Source organism: Streptomyces sp. TOM-9 (assembly GCF_056858595.1).
The window spans coordinates 2,199,549-2,216,521 of the sequence record NZ_JBXEQB010000001.1; the positions used below are offsets into that span (position 1 = coordinate 2,199,549).

Annotated in this window: 15 protein-coding genes; 8 read left to right on the forward strand and 7 right to left on the reverse strand. The window is 74.8% G+C overall.

All coding sequences use genetic code 11. The features are described 5' to 3' along the window. The first annotated feature begins 19 nt into the window (after positions 1-19). Entirely contained in the window at positions 20-1,396 is a 1,377-nt protein-coding gene (locus AC1VWI_RS10330) for an MFS transporter (RefSeq protein WP_499510671.1), read from the forward strand. A 77-nt stretch (positions 1,397-1,473) separates the two neighbouring features. Further along, on the forward strand, positions 1,474-1,893 hold the full coding sequence (locus AC1VWI_RS10335; RefSeq protein WP_499510672.1) for a VOC family protein: 420 nt from the start codon (positions 1,474-1,476) through the stop codon (positions 1,891-1,893). Here the strand turns inward: AC1VWI_RS10335 and AC1VWI_RS10340 are convergent. From AC1VWI_RS10340 to AC1VWI_RS10350, 3 genes are all read right to left on the reverse strand, one after another. Continuing rightward, complete coding sequence (locus tag AC1VWI_RS10340; RefSeq protein WP_499516762.1) at positions 1,884-3,812, reverse strand: helix-turn-helix domain-containing protein; 1,929 nt, start codon at positions 3,810-3,812, stop codon at positions 1,884-1,886. The genes AC1VWI_RS10335 and AC1VWI_RS10340 overlap by 10 nt on opposite strands. Positions 3,813-3,878: 66 nt before the next feature. Beyond that, positions 3,879-4,703 (reverse strand): 3-hydroxybutyrate dehydrogenase, encoded by an 825-nt coding sequence (locus tag AC1VWI_RS10345; protein WP_499510673.1) that lies wholly within the window; start codon positions 4,701-4,703, stop codon positions 3,879-3,881. An 85-nt stretch (positions 4,704-4,788) separates the two neighbouring features. Then, positions 4,789-5,274 (reverse strand): NUDIX hydrolase, encoded by a 486-nt coding sequence (locus tag AC1VWI_RS10350; protein ID WP_499510674.1) that lies wholly within the window; start codon positions 5,272-5,274, stop codon positions 4,789-4,791. Positions 5,275-5,430: 156 nt separating this feature from the next. On the opposite strand from AC1VWI_RS10350, the gene AC1VWI_RS10355 reads away from it, so the two are divergent. Further along, on the forward strand, positions 5,431-6,495 hold the full coding sequence (locus AC1VWI_RS10355) for an O-antigen ligase family protein (protein WP_499510675.1): 1,065 nt from the start codon (positions 5,431-5,433) through the stop codon (positions 6,493-6,495). Positions 6,496-6,659: 164 nt separating this feature from the next. On the opposite strand, the gene AC1VWI_RS10360 is transcribed toward AC1VWI_RS10355, so the two are convergent. Then, on the reverse strand, positions 6,660-7,238 hold the full coding sequence (locus AC1VWI_RS10360) for a hypothetical protein (protein ID WP_499510676.1): 579 nt from the start codon (positions 7,236-7,238) through the stop codon (positions 6,660-6,662). 135 nt (positions 7,239-7,373) lie between these two features. Here AC1VWI_RS10360 and AC1VWI_RS10365 point away from each other — a divergent pair, with 135 nt between their 5' ends. The 3 genes from AC1VWI_RS10365 (at position 7,374) to yicI (ending at position 12,246) form a co-directional block, all read left to right on the forward strand. Further along, entirely contained in the window at positions 7,374-8,411 is a 1,038-nt protein-coding gene (locus AC1VWI_RS10365) for a LacI family DNA-binding transcriptional regulator (protein ID WP_499510677.1), read from the forward strand. Positions 8,412-8,512: 101 nt separating this feature from the next. Continuing rightward, positions 8,513-9,910 (forward strand): GH1 family beta-glucosidase, encoded by a 1,398-nt coding sequence (locus AC1VWI_RS10370; RefSeq protein WP_499510678.1) that lies wholly within the window; start codon positions 8,513-8,515, stop codon positions 9,908-9,910. Then, positions 9,907-12,246 carry an alpha-xylosidase gene (gene yicI / locus AC1VWI_RS10375; RefSeq protein ID WP_499510679.1) on the forward strand — a complete coding sequence of 780 codons (2,340 nt, stop codon included), beginning with the start codon at positions 9,907-9,909 and terminating at the stop codon, positions 12,244-12,246. Before AC1VWI_RS10370 ends, yicI begins: the two co-directional genes overlap by 4 nt. 69 nt (positions 12,247-12,315) lie before the next feature. Here yicI and AC1VWI_RS10380 read toward each other — a convergent pair whose 3' ends face one another. Further along, entirely contained in the window at positions 12,316-12,843 is a 528-nt protein-coding gene (locus AC1VWI_RS10380; protein WP_499510680.1) for a hypothetical protein, read from the reverse strand. Between the two features lie 99 nt (positions 12,844-12,942). Next, positions 12,943-13,731, reverse strand: a complete 789-nt coding sequence (locus AC1VWI_RS10385; protein ID WP_499510681.1) for a glutamate racemase — start codon at positions 13,729-13,731, stop codon at positions 12,943-12,945. A 120-nt stretch (positions 13,732-13,851) separates the two neighbouring features. Between AC1VWI_RS10385 and AC1VWI_RS10390 the strand changes: the two genes are divergently transcribed. Beyond that, positions 13,852-15,009, forward strand: coding sequence for a glycosyltransferase (locus tag AC1VWI_RS10390; RefSeq protein WP_499516763.1), 1,158 nt, complete (start codon positions 13,852-13,854; stop codon positions 15,007-15,009). On the opposite strand, the gene AC1VWI_RS10395 is transcribed toward AC1VWI_RS10390, so the two are convergent. Next, positions 14,973-16,130 (reverse strand): glycosyltransferase, encoded by a 1,158-nt coding sequence (locus AC1VWI_RS10395; protein ID WP_499510682.1) that lies wholly within the window; start codon positions 16,128-16,130, stop codon positions 14,973-14,975. The genes AC1VWI_RS10390 and AC1VWI_RS10395 overlap by 37 nt on opposite strands. Positions 16,131-16,450: 320 nt before the next feature. On the opposite strand from AC1VWI_RS10395, the gene AC1VWI_RS10400 reads away from it, so the two are divergent. Beyond that, entirely contained in the window at positions 16,451-16,957 is a 507-nt protein-coding gene (locus AC1VWI_RS10400; RefSeq protein WP_499510683.1) for a DUF6643 family protein, read from the forward strand. The last annotated feature ends 16 nt before the right edge of the window (positions 16,958-16,973 follow it).

The window sequence follows — 16,973 nt, forward strand, 5'->3', positions numbered from 1 at the left end:
CCGCCCGGAAGTGGTGACCATGGCAACCCCGGCACCCGCGCCCACCGCACCCGGCTCGCTCCGCAGAATCGTCGCGGCGAGCCTCATCGGCACCACCATCGAGTGGTACGACTTCTTCCTCTACGGCTCCGCCGCCGCGCTGGTCTTCAACAAGCTGTTCTTCCCCAACGAGGAACCGCTGGTCGGCACGCTGCTGTCGTTCCTCACCTACGCGGTCGGCTTCGCCGCCCGTCCGGTGGGCGCCCTGGTCTTCGGCCACTACGGGGACCGCCTCGGCCGCAAGCGGCTGCTCGTGCTGAGCCTGCTGCTCATGGGTGGCGCGACCTTCTGCATCGGCCTGCTGCCGACGTTCTCCACGATCGGCGTCGCCGCTCCGGTGCTGCTCACCATGCTCCGTCTCGTGCAGGGCTTCGCGCTCGGCGGCGAGTGGGGCGGCGCGGTGCTGCTGGTCTCGGAGCACGGCGACGCGAAGCGGCGCGGGTTCTGGGCCTCGTGGCCGCAGACGGGCGCGCCGGCCGGGCAGCTGCTCGCCACCGGTGTGCTGTCGGCGCTGACCGCGCTGCTCTCGGACGCCGCGTTCACCTCGTGGGGCTGGCGGATCCCGTTCCTGCTCTCGGGCGTGCTCGTGATGGTGGGGCTGTGGATCCGGCTTTCGGTCGACGAGTCCCCCGTGTTCAAGGCGGCGCTGGCCAGGGCGGAGGCCCGCAAGGCGGAGGAGTCCACGATCGAGCGGCTGCCGCTGGTGTCGGTCCTGCGCGACCACTGGCGGGACGTCCTGGTGGCGATGGGTGCCCGCATGGCGGAGAACATCAGCTACTACGTCATCACCGCCTTCGTCCTCGTCTACGCCGTCGAGCACGCGGCCCTGGGCAAGCAGACCGCGCTGAACGCCGTGCTCATCGCCTCCGCGGTGCACTTCGCCGTCATCCCGGCCTGGGGCGCGCTCTCCGACCGCGTCGGGCGCAGGCCGGTGTACCTGCTGGGCGCGGCGGGCGTGGGGCTGTGGGCCTTCCCCTTCTTCGCGTTGATCGACACGAAGAGCTTCCCGGCCCTGCTGCTGGCCGTCACGGGCGGCCTGGTGCTGCACGGCGCCATGTACGCGCCGCAGGCGGCCTTCTTCTCCGAGATGTTCGCGACCCGCATGCGCTACTCCGGGGCCTCGATCGGCGCCCAGTTCGCCTCCGTGGCCGCGGGCGCCCCGGCTCCGCTCATCGCGACCGCGCTGCTCGCGTCCTACGACAGCTCGGTCCCCATCTCGCTGTACGTCATCGCCGCCGCGCTGATCACGCTGGTCGCGGTCGGGGTGGCCAAGGAGACGCGCGGCCGGGACCTCGACGCCGTCGAGTCCGGGGCCCCGGAGGACGCCCCGCTGGCCCGGTCGGCCCACGCGGGCTGACCCGGGCGGACACGTTCGCACCCCCGGTACGTGGACCCCGTCACGGCATGTCAGTGGCGGGGTCTACCGTCGTTACCGTGAGTGACACGAGAGCGATGACGGGGGTGCTGCACCATGTCGAGCTGTGGGTTCCGGAGCTGGAGCGCGCGGACGCCGAGTGGGGCTGGCTGCTGGGCGAGCTGGGCTACGTCCGGTACCAGCGGTGGGAGGCGGGCCGCAGCTGGCGGCTGGGGGCGACCTATATCGTCGTCGAACGGTCACCGGATCTCGTCGAGGGACCGCACGAGCGCCGCAGGGCGGGGCTGAACCACCTCGCGTTCCATGTGGCGGGCCGCGCGGAGCTGGACGCCCTGGTGGCCCGCTCTCCGGGGCACGGCTGGACGCTGATGTTCCCCGAGCTGCATCCGTACGCCGGCGGCGAGGAGCACTGTGCCGCCTACCTGGAGAACGGAGACGGGTTCGAGGTGGAGCTGGTCGCGGGCGCGGATCAGAGCTGACCGGCGGGGCCCGGCGGGCCCTCCTGCCCGGCGGAGAGCCGGTGCAGGCGCAGCGCGAGCTGGATCTCCAGCGAACGGTCCGGGGCCTGCCAGTCGGCGCCGAGCAGGTGGGAGATGCGCTCCAGGCGCTGCGCGACGGTGTTGACGTGCACGTGGAGGGCGTCCTTGGTGCGCACGGGGCTCATCCCGCTGGCGAAGTAGGCGTCCAGGGTGCGCACGAGGTCGGTGCCCCGGCGGCTGTCGTAGTCGGCGACGGCGCCGATCGTGCGGTGCACAAAGCCGTCGACGTCGCGCGACTCGGTCAGCAGGAGTCCGAGGAAGCCGAAGTCGTCGCCCGCGGCGCCCTCCCCGACCCGGCCGAGGGCGCGCAGCGTGTCTCCGCAGCGCTGCGCCTCCGCGTAGGCCAGGGCGACGGCGCCGGGCCGCCCGGCCGGCGCGTGGACGGGGCCGGACGCCCCCACCGTGACGGCCGCCTGCACCGCCGTGCCCAGCTGCTGGGCGATCCGGCGGGCGGTGGCGGAGGCGTCGGAGCCCGGCTCCAGCGGGAGCAGCAGCACGGTGCCGCCGTCGCGTGCGGCGGCCAGACCCCGCCGGGTGGCGGCGAGGTGGGAGGCGGCCGACCACAGCCGCTGCCGGTCTGCTGCGGCCCCGGCGTGCTCCTCGCCGACGCGGGCGGCGAGGACGACGTGCGGGGCGTCGAGGTCCGCGCGGAGCCGGCCCGCGCGTTCACGCAGCAGTGCGGGGTCACGCTGCGGGGCGTCGAGCAGGTCGTCCAGGAGTTCGCCCCGGAAGCGCTGCTCGGCCTCGGCGGCGGTGCGCCGGGCGAGCAGCAGCAGGGAGGTGACCATGGCGGCCCGCTCCAGCGTGCGCTGGTCGACGGGGTCGAGTTCGGGGTGGCCGTGCAGCACGAGGGCGCCCAGCAGTTCGCCGCCCGCGGTGACGGCGGCCGTCCAGGTCTGGCCCTGCCGTACGGCGTGGCCGTCCTTCCGGGAGCGGGCCACGGCGTCGGCGAGCACGTCGGGGACGGGGTCGCGGTCGGTGCCGACGACCCGCACCGTCCCGGAGAGCACCTCGGCGACGGCGTCCGCGACGTCGTCCACGCCGCCGCCGCGCAGCACGAGTTCGGTGAGCCGGTCGTGCACCTCGGAGGCGCGTTCCAGCACGGCGCTGTGGCTGCGGATGGTGTCGTTGGCGGTGCCCAGGTCGGCGAGCGCGGACCGGGTCTCCTCCAGCAGGTTCGCCGTGTCGATGGCGACGGCGGCGAGCGAGGCGAGAGAGGCCAGCAGGGCGATCTGGCCGCGTTCGAACACCCGGGCCCGGCGGTCCGCGGCGTACAGCACCCCGATGACGCCGGTGCCCAGTACGAGGGGCACGCCGAGGATCGCCACCAGGCCCTCGTCGTGCACGGCCGAGTCGATCGGGTGGGTGTGCCGGAAGCGCTCGTCGTCGAAGTAGGACTCGGTGACGTAGGGCAGCGCGGTCTGCGCGACCAGACCGCCGAGCCCCTCCCCCATCCCGAGCCGTACCCGCTGGAACTCGGCGGAGACCGACCCCTCGGTGACCCGCATGTAGGTGTCGCCGGCCTTCCGGTCGATCAGGCTGAGGTAGGCGACGTCCGTGCCGAGCAGGGACCTCGCCCGCTGCACGATGGCCTGCAGCACCGAGTCCAGGTCCCGCAGGCCCGCGAGGTCGCCCGCCGTCTCGAACAGCGCCGACAGCTCGGCCTCGCGCCGCCGCCGGCCCTCCAGTTCCGCCCGCACGCGCAGGGCCAGCAGCTTGGCCTGCTCCATCTCCGCGAGCACGGCGGGGGGCGCGCCCTCGGCCCTGGCCGCGAGGACCGGCCGCTCGTACTCCTCGGCCGGCGCCCCGCGGGCGAGCAGCCGCAGGAAAGGTGCGTCGGAAGGGCTGTGGGGAGCCATGGTTCCGCCGTCGTCGTCGGGGGCGTGGAGTGGGTCGCGGGGCACGCTGTCAGAGATACCGGCAGATCAGTGTGCCGTCCATCCACCGTCCATGGTGAGCGAGGCACCGGTGATGAAGGACGCCTGCGGCGAGCAGAGGTAGGCGGTCAGTTCGGCGACCTCCTCGGGCTCCACCAGCCGCTTCACGGCGGAGTCGGCGAGCATGATCTCGGTGACGACCCGCTCGGGATCGATGCCGTGCGCGGCCGCCTGGTCGGCGATCTGCCGCTCGACGAGCGGGGTGCGCACATAGGCGGGGCTGATGCAGTTCGAGGTGACGCCGCGTGCGGCGCCCTCCAGGGCGGCGGTCTTGGACAGCCCCTCCAGCCCGTGCTTGGCCGAGACGTAGGCGCTCTTGTAGGCCGAGGCCCGCAGACCATGGACGGAGGAGATGTTCACGATCCGGCCCCAGCCCTGCCCGTACATGTGCGGCAGCGCCCCCCGGATCAGCCGGAAGGGCGCCTCCAGCATCACCCGCAGCACCGTGGCGAAGACGTCGGGCGGGAAGTCCTCGATGGGGCGGACGAGTTGCAGCCCGGCGTTGTTGACCAGGATGTCGGTGCCCGCGGCGGCCTGCTCGGCGGCGTCGAGGTCGGTCAGGTCCAGCGTCACGGTCTCGACGGCGCCGGGGCGGCCGCCCGCCGCGGCCTGTTCCGCGAGCTCGGCCAGGCCTTCGGCGTCCCGGTCGGCGGCCCGCACCTTGGCGCCTGCGGCGGCCAGGCGCAGGACGCACGCGCGGCCGATGCCGCCGGCGGCGCCGGTGACGAGCGCGGTGCGTCCGTCCAGGTCCGGCGGCCCGGACGGCGGGACGGGGCCTGCTGCGGAACGGGGCGCGGGGGGCGTGGGCGTCATGCACTGCAGGCTAGGCAGCGCGTGGGTCCCGACCGATGTGTGCGCCGCCCACACTCGTGACACCGCCCGTGGGGGCGGCGCACACTCACTCCTGCGGCGGCCCCGCGGGCTCGAACCAGGTCGGGCCGTCGGACAGCGCGTGCTTGAGGCGCAGCCGCCCGTGGTTGCCGAGGTCGGGCAGACCGTCCACGTCGAACCAGCCGACCTCCAGCGACTCGTCGTCCGCGACGCGGGCCCGCCCGCCGACGGCCCGGCAGAGGAAGGTGATGTCCACGTACTGGCAGCGGTCCCCGTTGGGGTAGAGGACCGGGTCGATCGTCTGGACAAGGACGACGCGCTCCACGACCGCGCGCACGCCGGTCTCCTCCAGCACCTCGCGGACGGCGGTCTCGGCGGGTTGCTCGCCGGGTTCGGCGATGCCGCCGATGAGGGACCAGCGTCCGTTGTCCGCCCGCCGGTTCAGCAGGACGCGGTCGTCGTCGTCGAGGACGACCGCCGTGACACCGGGCAGGAGCAGCTGCTGGTGGCCGACGAGGGCCCGCAGCTCGCGGAGGAATTCGGGAATCGGCACGCCGCCGAGCCTACGTCCTCGGCCGGGCCCTCCCGTGGATCAGGTCCGTGAGCGCGGCACTTGCCGTTCGCGCACGGGATCTCCACATCCCGAGCCCCCAGCGGTTACGGTGACCCCCGGGGCCGGGGGGTTCCCCGGGGGTCAGGGGGTGCGCTGATGGACACGCGAACCGGTGGCACGCGGTCAGGCGTCGGGGGCGCCGACGACGGCCCGGCGGAACGCCCGCGCTCCGGATGGACGGACGCGGTCGGCGCGCTGGTCCTCGCCGGCTGCGCGGTGTGGTCGCTGGTCGCCGCGGCGGGCCGCCCGGCCCGTCCGGAGGGCGTACTCCTGGCCGTCCTGGCGGTCACCGCCGGATACGCGGCAGGCCGCGTGGGCGGCGCCCTGCGTCCGGTGGCCGTCCCCGCCGTGGCGGCCCTCACCGCGGTCGTCCTGGTGGTCGCCCTCCCCGGGCGCCTGTCCGGCGGCCCGGACACCCCACCGCTCGGGTACGCGAACGCCGACGCCGCACTGATGGTGCTCGCCACCGGCGCCGCCTGCTGCGCCGCCTGGGCCGCGCGGACCCGACCGCTCCGGCTGGGCCTGCGCCTGCTCGGCGCCACGGCGGCCGGGTTCGCGCTGGCCGTCGGCTCCGCCGCGGGGTTCGCGGCGTGCCTCGGGGTGGTCCTGTGCTCGCTGGCCGCCGACCGCACGCGCCGCGCGGTCGGTCTCGCGGGCCTGGCCCTGGCCCTCGTCGTGGCGGTCGGCGGCACCTGCGCGGTCGCCGTCGACGCCCTGCCGCCCGGGCTGTCGGCCTCGCTGTCCGGGCAGCTCACCCCGGCCCGGGTCCGGCTGTGGCACGACGCCCTGGAGACCGCCCGGGACCATCCCGTACGCGGGATCGGCCCGGGCCGCTTCGCCGAGGCGGGCACCGCACCGGCTCGCTCGGCGCCCGGCGGGGGCACGCCGCAGTCGGCGCCCCTGCAACTGGCCGCCGAGCAGGGACTGCCCGGCGTCGCCCTCCTCGCCGCCTCCTACGTCTGGCTGCTCTGGGCCCTCCAGCGCTCCCCGCGCCCCACCCCCGTCGTCCTGACCGCCGCGGCCGCCCTGACCGGCCTCGCCATGCAGTCCGCCGTCGACCACGTCCTCAGCTACCCCGCCGTCACCGCCGCCGCCGGCCTCCTCGCTGGCCTCGCCACCTCCCGCCCCCTCGGCGGCCCCCCGGACCCCGGCGGCACATGAGCCCCTGGCCCACCCCGCCGCCTCGCCATGTCCGCGCGCGACGTCGGCGCAGCGTCGGCAGGCGGCACGCCCCATGCCCGCCTCCACTGCTTGCAACCCGAGCTCGGGAGGCCCGCGACGTCGGCGCAAGGGCCCCGCAGCGGCGCGGCACGTACCCCCCTGACTCACCTCGCCGCCCCCGTGACGTCCGCGCGCGCGACGTCGGCGAACCGCCGGTTGGCCACGGCGAACCCCTCCACGGCCGGCCGGACAGCCGCACGGATGTCGTCGACGCCGCTGCCGGATCGCAACGGGTAGGCGGCCTCGAACAGCGCGCTGACTGCGTGAGCAAGTCCTCCCGCGGCGTCCATGACCGCCTCCGGTGCCTCCAGCCGGACCGCGGCGAGTGCGGCGTCCATCGGTACGAGGGCCTGCCAGGCGGCGACCAGGTTGTCCACGGGGTCGTCGGGGTGGGCGGCGCGATGGTCGACCGCCGAGGCGAGTTCCCGGGTGGCGGCACGGCAGGCGGCCGTGAACGTCACATAGGCGTCGCGACGGTTCTGCCGCTGCCGGCGCCGGTCGTCGAGGTCCCTCTGCCGTACGAGCTGCCACCGCACCGCCGCCCAGACGAAGCCGCCGGTGACCACCGAACCGAACGCGCCGACCGCGGCGCCTGGCAGTACCGCCGTTGCCTCGTCCGCACCGGACCCCCTCCCGGCGGCCCGCCCGTGCCGCCCGCACCGGCCCTGCCCGGCGCGCGGCATGCGTCACACACCGCCGCCACGGGTCGAGGGCCATTGCCTCACCCCGGGAGGCCGACATAGCATCGTGTTCCGCATTGGTCGAATCGATTCGACGAATCGATTCGACAACCGGCACACGGGCCGCGAAGGAGCCGCATGACCACGATCAAGGACGTCGCCGAGCGCGCCGGGGTCGCGCCGAGCACCGTGTCATACGTGCTGAGTGGTTCGCGCAAGATCTCCGAGGACACCCGCCGCACCGTGCAGCAGGCGATCGACGAGCTCGGGTACCACCCGCGCGCGAGCGCCCGCACGCTGCGCAGCGCGCGCACCAACGTGCTGGCGCTGGCCTTCCCCCGCGTGGCGGGCGGCTACCGGGCGGTCGACGGGCAATTCGCCATCTACATCAGCGACGCGGCCCGCGCCCACGGTTACGACGTCCTGCTCATGACCGCGCGGGAGGGCGTGCCGGGGCTGCGCCGCATCGCGCGCGGCGGCCAGGCGGACGCCGCGATCCTGATGGCCGTCGAGATGGAGGATCCGCGCATCGCGGCCATGCTCGAACTCGGCTTCCCCACGGCGCTGCTGGGGCGGTCCGCCGACGACGCCGCGCTGCCGTGGACCGATCTGGACTGGGAGGCGGCCGCCGCCCTCGCCGTCCACGAGGTCGCCGCCGCCGGCCACCGGGACATCGCGTACCTGGCCACCACCGAGCGCGAGATCCAGGCCCGGCGCGGCTACGCGATCCGGGGCGTGGCCGGTGCCCGCCGCGCGGCGCCGGAGACCGGGGCCGACGTGCGCGTGCACCAGTCGACCGGGGACATGGCCCGGCTCGCGCGGCGCATCGGCACCCTGCTGCACGGCGAACGCCCGCCCACCGCCCTGGTGGTGCAGCACGTGGCGGCGCTCCCGCACGTCCTCGCCGCCGTGGCGGCGGAGGGACTGCGGGTGCCAGAGGACCTGGCGGTCGTGGCGGTCGGCAACCTCCCCGACGACGTGGGCGGTCAGGACCTGCCGCGCATCGAACTGCCCGTCCCCGCGATGTCCGCCGAGGTGACCCGGCTCGCCGTGGAGGCCATCGCCGCCCACGCGCAGGGCACGTCCCCCATGCCGCCGGGGCACCGGCTGATCCCCCCGGTGCTCGTGCCGGGCCCGCTGATCGCCCCGCCCCGCCCGCGCACGGCCGGCGCCTGAACCCGGCACCTGAACCGGCACCTGAACCCGGCGCCCTCCGTCCGCCGTTCCCACCGTCCCGTTCCACGTACCCGCCACTCACCAGCCAGGGAGCACTCCCCATGCCCACCGATTTCCCGGTCTTCCCGCCCGGTTTTCGTTTCGGCGCCGCCACCGCCGCGTACCAGATCGAGGGTGCCCACGACGAGGACGGCCGCGGGCCGTCCATCTGGGACACCTTCAGCCACACCCCTGGCCGCACCGCCGAGGGCGCCACCGGTGACGTGGCCTGCGACCACTACCACCGGCACGCCGAGGACGTACGCCTCCTCTCCGACCTGGGCGTCGACTCCTACCGCTTCTCCGTCGCCTGGCCGCGCGTCGTCCCGCAGGGCCGCGGCGCGGTCAACGGCAAGGGCCTGGACTTCTACGACCGCCTCACCGACGACCTGCTCGCCGCCGGCATCTCCCCCGCCGTGACCCTCTACCACTGGGACCTCCCGCAGGCCCTGGAGGACGAGGGCGGCTGGCGCAACCGCGCGACGGCCGAGGCCTTCGCCGCGTACACGACCGCCGTCGCCGAGCGGCTCGGGGACCGCGTCGAGCGCTGGATCACCCTCAACGAGCCCTACTGCTCGGCCTTCGTCGGCTACGCCGAGGGCCGGCACGCCCCCGGCGCGCAGGAGGGCACCGGCGCGCTGGCCGCCGCCCACCACCTGCTGCTCGCCCACGGCCTGGCCGTGCGCGCCCTGCGCGAGGCGGGCGCCCGCGAGGTCGGCATCACCCTCAACCTCGACCGCATCGAGGCGGCGAGCGACTCCGCCGCGGACCAGGCCGCGCTGCGCCGGGCCGTGACGCTGCACAACGACACGTGGACCGAGCCGCTGTTCTCGGGCCGCTACCCCACCGGCGAGGCCGAGACCTGGGGCGCGCTCGCCGACGGCTCGTACCGCCGCGAGGGCGACCTCGAGGTCATCGGAGCCCCGCTGGACTTCGTGGGCCTCAACTTCTACCGCCCCCTCACCGTCACCGACGCCCCGCACCGCGAGGCCGACCCGGCCCGCCGTACCGCCGTCGACATCGGTGTGCGGGAGACCGACCCGTACGGGACGCGGCACACCACCATGGGCTGGCCCGTCGTGCCCGAGTCCTTCACGGCGCTGCTGCTGGAGCTCAAGGAGCGCTACCCGTCCCTGCCGCCCGCCTTCATCACGGAGAACGGCTCGGCCGAGGCCGACGTCCTCTCCGCCGACGGCCGCGTCGACGACGCCGACCGCGTGGCCTACCTCCGCGACCACCTCCACGCGCTCGTCGCCGCGATGGACGCGGGTGTGGACGTGCGCGGCTACTACGTCTGGTCGCTGCTGGACAACTTCGAGTGGGCCCGGGGCTACGGCCAGCGCTTCGGCATCGTGCACGTCGACTACGACAACGGCGCCAAGCGCACGCCCAAGGCCAGTTACGGCTGGTACCGGGACCTGATCGGCGCCCACCGGGCGGGACGGCAGGAGCGGTCGTGAAGTTCACCGACGGCTTCTGGATGATGCGCCCGGGCGTCACGGCGAAGTACGCGACCTCCGTCGCCGACGCCTCGGTCGCGGACGACCGGATCGTCCTGCACGCGCCGGTGAAGCCGGTGCGGCAGCGCGGCGACACGCTCAACAGCCCGCTGCTGGCGGTCGAGTGCTGGTCCCCCGCCGAGGGCGTGATCGGCGTGCGCACCACCCACCACGCCGGGACGGCCCGCCGCGGCCCGGAGTTCGGCCTGGCCGGCGCCGGGGACGGCGGCACGGGGAAGACCGCCCGCGACGGCTCGGTGCTCGAGCTGACCTCGGGCGAACTGACGCTGCGCGTCGACACCTCCGCCCCCTGGCGGCTGGACTTCACCGCGGGCGGCCGCGTCCTCACCTCGGCCGGCGCCCGCGGCACGGGCTTCGTCACCGACGCGGACGACCGGCACTTCATGGTGGCCCAGCTGTCGCTCGGGGTCGGTGAGCTGGTGTACGGCCTGGGCGAGCGCTTCACCCCGTTCGTGAAGAACGGCCAGACCGTGGACATCTGGCAGGCGGACGGCGGCACGGCCAGCGAGCAGGCCTACAAGAACGTCCCGTTCCACCTCACCAACCGCGGCTACGGCGTCTTCGTCAACCACCCCGGCAAGGTCTCGTACGAGGTCGGCTCCGAGGTGGTCGACCAGGTGCAGTTCAGCGTCGAGGACCAGTCGCTGGAGTACTTCGTCGTCCACGGGTCCACCCCGAAGGAGATCCTGGCCCGCTACACGGCCCTCACCGGCCGCCCCGCGCTGCCGCCGGCCTGGTCGTTCGGCCTGTGGCTGTCGACCTCCTTCACCACCTCCTACGACGAGGCGACCGTCAGCCACTTCGTGCAGGGGATGGCGGACCGCGGGATCCCGCTGAGCGTCTTCCACTTCGACTGCTTCTGGATGCGCGAGTACCAGTGGAGCGACTTCACCTGGGACGCGGAGGTCTTCCCCGACCCCGAGGGCATGCTCGCCCGGCTCAAGGAGCGCGGGCTGCGCGTCTCCGCCTGGATCAACCCGTACATCGCGCAGAAGTCCGCGCTCTTCGCGGAGGGCATGCGCGAGGGCCACCTCGTCCTGCGGCCGAACGGCGACGTGTGGCAGTGGGACCTGTGGCAGCCGGGGATGGCGCTGGTCGACTTCACCAACCCCGCGGCCCGCGCCTGGTACGCGGAGAAGCTGCGCGCGCTGCTGCGGCAGGGCGTCGACGTCTTCAAGACCGACTTCGGCGAGCGCATCCCGGTCGACGTGGTGTGGCACGACGGCTCCGACCCGGAGCGCATGCACAACTACTACGCGCAGTTGTACAACCAGGTCGTCTTCGACCTGCTGCGCGAGGAGCGCGGCGAGGGCGAGGCAGTGCTCTTCGCCCGCTCGGCCACCGCGGGCGGGCAGCAGTTCCCGGTGCACTGGGGCGGAGACTGCGAGTCGACGTTCACGGCGATGGCGGACAGCCTGCGCGGTGGTCTGTCGCTCGGCCTGTCGGGCTTCGGCTTCTGGAGCCACGACATCGGCGGCTTCGAGGGGACGCCGGACCCGGCGCTGTTCAAGCGCTGGGTGCAGTTCGGCCTGCTGTCCTCGCACAGCCGGCTGCACGGCAGCAGGTCCTATCGCGTGCCCTGGGAGTTCGGCGACGAGGCCGTCGCCGTCACCCGCGACTTCACCCGGCTGAAGAACCGCCTCATGCCGTACCTGTACCGGGCCGCACTGCAGGCCCGTGACCAGGGCACGCCGATGATGCGCGCGATGGTGCTGGAGTTCCCCGACGACCCGGCCTGCCACCACCTCGACCGGCAGTACATGCTCGGCGACGACGTGCTGGTCGCTCCGGTCCTCAGCGCGGACGGCGAGGTCGAGTACTACGTCCCGGCCGGCACCTGGACGCACCTGCTGACCGGCGAGCGCGTCGAGGGACCGGGCTGGCGGCGCGAGACGCACGGTTTCGACACGCTCCCGCTGCTGGCGAGGCCCGGCTCGGTCGTGCCGTTCGGCGCCTTCGAGGAGGGCCCGGAGTACGACTGGGCCGACGGCGTCACCCTGCGGGTGCACGCCCCGGCCGACGGCGGCGAGACGACTACCACTGTGCCCGCACCGGACGGCACGGCGGCCGCAGTCTTCCGGGTGAGCCGTACGGGTGACACGGTCACGGTCGAGGCCCGGGGCGAGCGCCCGCCGGCCACGCCGTGGAACGTCCTGCTCGTCGGCGCGGACGACACGGACGGGGCCGAGGGCGCCACGTCGGCCGAGCGCACCGGGCTGGGCGTGCTCCTGACGTGCGCCGCGGGAACCGGACGGGTGACGGCGCGCTGGTCGTAGCCACGCGCCGGCCGTGGAAGGCCGCGCCCGGGCCCTCGGTGGCCACGGGCGCGGCCTGCGCCCCGGCGGCTACGGGCGCAGGCTCAGCCGGCTGCGGATGGCCCGGACGGCGCCCTCGGCGTCGTCCACGGTGACGGTGAAGTGCCGGCCGTTGCCGAGGTCGATGACGACACCGGGCCCGCGGCGGACCACGACCGCGGTGCCCTGTTCCGGCCGCCAGCGGTAGCCCCAGCCGCCCCAGTGGCGGGGGCTGACGACGGGGGCGAGGTGCGCGTCGTTGATCTCCTCCCACCGGAACCGCCGGCGGGGCACGCCGATGTGGCCGCAGAGCACCTGGAGCCCCTCGCGGTCCACGTTCACGCGGACGTGCGTGAACGCGACCGTTCCGAACAGCACCAGCAGCCCCGCCGCGATGCAGCCCACGACCGACATGACCAGCGGCACCGTGCCCGAGGTGTAGGGCGAGGCCACGGCGAGCTCGATGCCGAGCGCCATGCAGGCCGCTCCAGCGGCCGCCAGCAGCCACTGGAAGCGGTTGCTCGCGTGGCCGGTCCACACCTGGGATGTACGCGCGTCGTCACGCTGCGCGTCCGTCATAGTCCGCAGCCTACTCATCCCACGACGAGTTGGCACCGTTCCACGGAGGGGAAATAGGGGGACGCCGCCCGGGGGCGCCGGGGGCGCGTCCGGGCGGTGTCAGCGCGCCTCGGCCGCGGCGGGGGTCACTCGGGCGTCGAGGGAGCGGCCCTCGGCGTAGGCCAGCGCCTCGGGCGTGACGGCGCCCGCCCGTCCGCTGAGGATCACCGCGAGGCTCCCGGTGGACGCCGCGTCCGGGCTCGGCTCGGCGCCGATCCGCCGCAGGGTCTGGGCGGCGACGGCGTCCGCCGAGCCGTACAAGCGGGCGGGACCGGCCAGGGCGGACCGGATGCGGTCGGCGACCAGCTCGTAGTGGGTGCAGCCGAGGACGACCGCCTCCACGTCGGAGGGGGTGAGCGCCGCCGCGGCGGCGATGGCGGTGGCCGTCGCGGCCTCGTCGGCCCGGTCGACGGCGTCGGCGAGGCCGGGACACGGCACCTCGGTGATCTCGGCGCCGTTGCCGAATTCCTCGATCAGCCCGCGCTGGTAGGGGCTCCCGGTGGTCGCCGGGGTCGCCCAGATCGCGACCTTGCCGGCCCCGGCCGCGGCGGGCTTGATCGCCGGAACGGTGCCGACGACCGGGATGCCGGGTTCGAGCGCCGCGCGCAGCGCGGGCAGGGCGTGCACCGAGGCGGTGTTGCAGGCCACGATCAGCGCTTCCGGGCGGTGCTCGGCAGCGGCGAGGGCGCAGGCCAGGGCGTGCGCGGTGACGTCCTCGGGGGTGCGCGGACCCCAGGGCATGCCGTCGGGGTCGCTGGAGAGCACCAGGTCCGCGTCCGGCCGCAGCCGGCGGATGGCCGCGGCCGCGGCGAGCAGGCCGATACCGGAGTCCATCAGCGCGATCTTCACGGGGGACAACCCTACGCGATGCGATTGTCGGCCCGCTCTGCGGCCGTACCGGGGGAAATGACGCACGCGGGAGGGCGACGGCGGCAGACTGCGGGGGTGACGTGGCTGACGTGGGTGACCATGGTGTCGTTGCTGTCGTGGGTGTGGCTGCTGCTGGCGCAGGGGTCGTTCTGGCGGACGGACGTGCGGCTGCCTGCCGTCGCGGCGGAGCCACGGGAGTGGCCGGACGTGGCGGTGGTCGTCCCGGCGCGGGACGAGGCGGAGGTGCTGCCGCGGAGCCTGCCGAGCGTCCTGGCGCAGCGCTACCCGGGACGCGCCGAGGTGGTCCTGGTGGACGACGGCAGCAGCGACGGCACCGGGGAACTGGCCCGTGCGCTGGCGGGCCGGGTGGACGGGCTGCCGTTGCGCGTGGTCGCGCCGGGGCCCGTCCCGGAGGGCTGGACGGGGAAACTGTGGGCGGTGCGCCACGGCATCGAGGTGGCCACCGCGTCCGGCGGCCCGGAGTTCCTGCTGCTGACGGACGCCGACATCGCACACGGCCCCGAATCGCTGCGCCACCTGGTGGCCGCGGCGCAGGCGGGCGACCTGGACATGGTGTCGCAGATGGCCCGGCTGCGGGTCGCCACGACCTGGGAGCGGCTGATCGTCCCCGCCTTCGTCTACTTCTTCGCGCAGCTGTACCCGTTCCGCCGGGTGAACCGGCCGCGGGCCAGGACCGCCGCGGCCGCCGGCGGATGCGTGCTGATCCGCCGCACGGCGGTGGAGCGGGCGGGCGTGCCCGACACGATCCGGCACGCGGTGATCGACGACGTGGCGCTGGCCCGCGCCGTCAAGCGGTCCGGCGGGCGGATCTGGCTGGGCCTGGCCGAGGAGGTCGACAGCGTCCGCCCCTACCCCGGCCTCGCCGAGCTGTGGCGGATGGTCTCGCGCAGCGCGTACGCGCAGCTGCGGCACAGCGCGGTCCTCCTCGCCGGCACGGTGCTCGGCCTGCTGCTGGTGTACGTGCTGCCGCCGCTCGCCACGATCGGCGGGGCGGTCACCGGTGACCGCTCGCTGTGCGCGGCGGGCGCGGCGGCGTGGGCCCTGATGTGCGGTACCTACCTGCCGATGCTCCGCTACTACCGGCTGCCGCCGTGGCCGGCGCTGCTGCTGCCGTTCACGGCCGTCCTCTACCTGCTGATGACGGTCGACTCGGCGGTGCAGCACGGCCGCGGCCGTGGGGCCGCGTGGAAGGGCCGCACCTACGCGCGGCCGCGGCCCGACGACGCCTCGGCGTAGACCACGGCGAGCCGGGCGCCGACGGCTGACGTGCCGTAGCGGCGCCGGGTGCGGTCGGCGAGGGCCGCGGGACGGCGCGCGGACAGCCGGGCGGCGGCCTCCACCAGCGCCCGGCCGAGTGCGGGGGCGTCACCGGGGGGGACGAGCACCCCGCCGTCGTGCCCGACGAGTTCGGGGAGCGCTCCGGTGCGGGTGCCGACGACGGGGGTGCCGCAGCAGAGCGCGTCCAGGGCGCGCACGCAGAAGCTCTCCACATGGCTCGCCACGAGGAAGAGGTCGGCGTGCGCGACGGTGTGCAGCGCCTCGGCGCGGCCGCGGGCCCGGCGCACCGTGACGAAGTGGGCCACTCCGCACGTGCGTATCAGCTCACGCACGTCGCCGGGGAGTTCGGCGGACCCCTCGGCGATGACGTCCAGCCGTAGCCGCGGGTCCTTGACCCGGGCGCCGGCGAAGGCGCGCACCAGCACCTCCCAGCCCTCGTGCGCCTCGAAGCGCCCGGCGGCCGCCACCCGCACCGGGTCCTGGCTGATCCGGGTACGGGCGGGCACCGGCGGCAGTGCCTCGGGGCCGACCGGGTGCGGGACGAGGCGGTGCCGGCCCGGGAGGCGGAGTTCCCCGAGCCGCAGCAGCAGTGCGTCGCTGACCGCGAGGACGGCGGCGGCCTCGCGGTAGACCCGCGCGCGGGACCGCCGCGCGGGAAGACCCGGGAGCGGGCGCGTGGGGTGGCCGAGCAGGGACGGGTCGTCCTCGCTCAGCACGTAGGGCAGCCCCGCGGTCCGTGCGAGCCGGGGCAGCAGTCCCTCGGCGCCGGGCACATGGCCGTGGATGAGGTCGAACCGGCCGCACTCGGCCGCTTCGTGGCGGAGCACGCCCTCGACGCGGCCCGCGGTGACCCGGCGCGCCATGGCGCCGCCGTGGGGGACGGCGACCTGGTAGTGGTGCGGCCGCTCGGGGTCGCGGCCGGCGTAGGGGAGCCCACGGACGGCGGGCAGGGTCAACTCGCGGACGGCCACCACGTCGACCACGTCGGCGACGGTCGCAGCGGCCTTGTGCCATTCCTCCGGCCGCGCCGGCCGGTTCTGCCCGAAAAGCATGGCGACGCGCATGGCCCACTGTGGCATATCGGGGGCCTCCCGGGACGAAGTTCGCCGGAGTCACGGAAACGCCGCGTTCCTCCTTCGTGCGGGTGACTTGTTGGTGCGCGAGAGTGCCGGTCCCGTCACCCTCCGGCACCACCCGGCCGGGTGCTTCCCCGCGCCCGTGTTCCCGCGTGACGAGCGGTAACGCCCCAGGCCCAGCGCCTTTACGCGATCCGAACGGCGACCACGGACCGATTTCCTCCGATTCGATCGCAATAGGGGTCAGCCGTCACTCGCTGCACATGAAATGACCTGCTAATCGGTCTCCCCAACCAGCACATCGTGGGCTTAACTTATGGGCTATGACCTCCCCCCGCGGTTCTTACGGCGGTGGCTACTACACGTCGCCGTTCTTCCCCGACACCCCCATCTACGACAGCCTGGTCGCAGAGCGGGGCACCCCTCAGATCGCGCCGATCCGCGTACCGTCCGCGTACGACACCGGCAGCAATCTCCCGGCCCTGCCGGCCGCGCTCCCCGCGCTGCCGCCCGGCCCCTCGCAGTACTCCTCCGCGCCGAGCACGCCGTCGTACTCCGGCTACTCGGCGCCCGGCTACCAGCAGCCCCAGCTGCAGCAGGCGCCGGCGCCCTACATCCCGCAGCAGGCCACCGCGCCCCGGCCCGCCGCCTTCAACGGCGGGTACCAGGCGCAGCAGGCCCCGCAGCAGTACCAGGGCCCGGCCGGCTACGAACAGGTGCGCCCCGCCGCCGCGCCGCGTCCGGTGCCGCCGCGCCCCGTGGCGCCCAGCGGCTACGACGAGCAGCCGTACCAGCGGCGCAACCTCGGCCAGGGCTACTACTCCGGCTGACGCCGGCGGGCGGCCC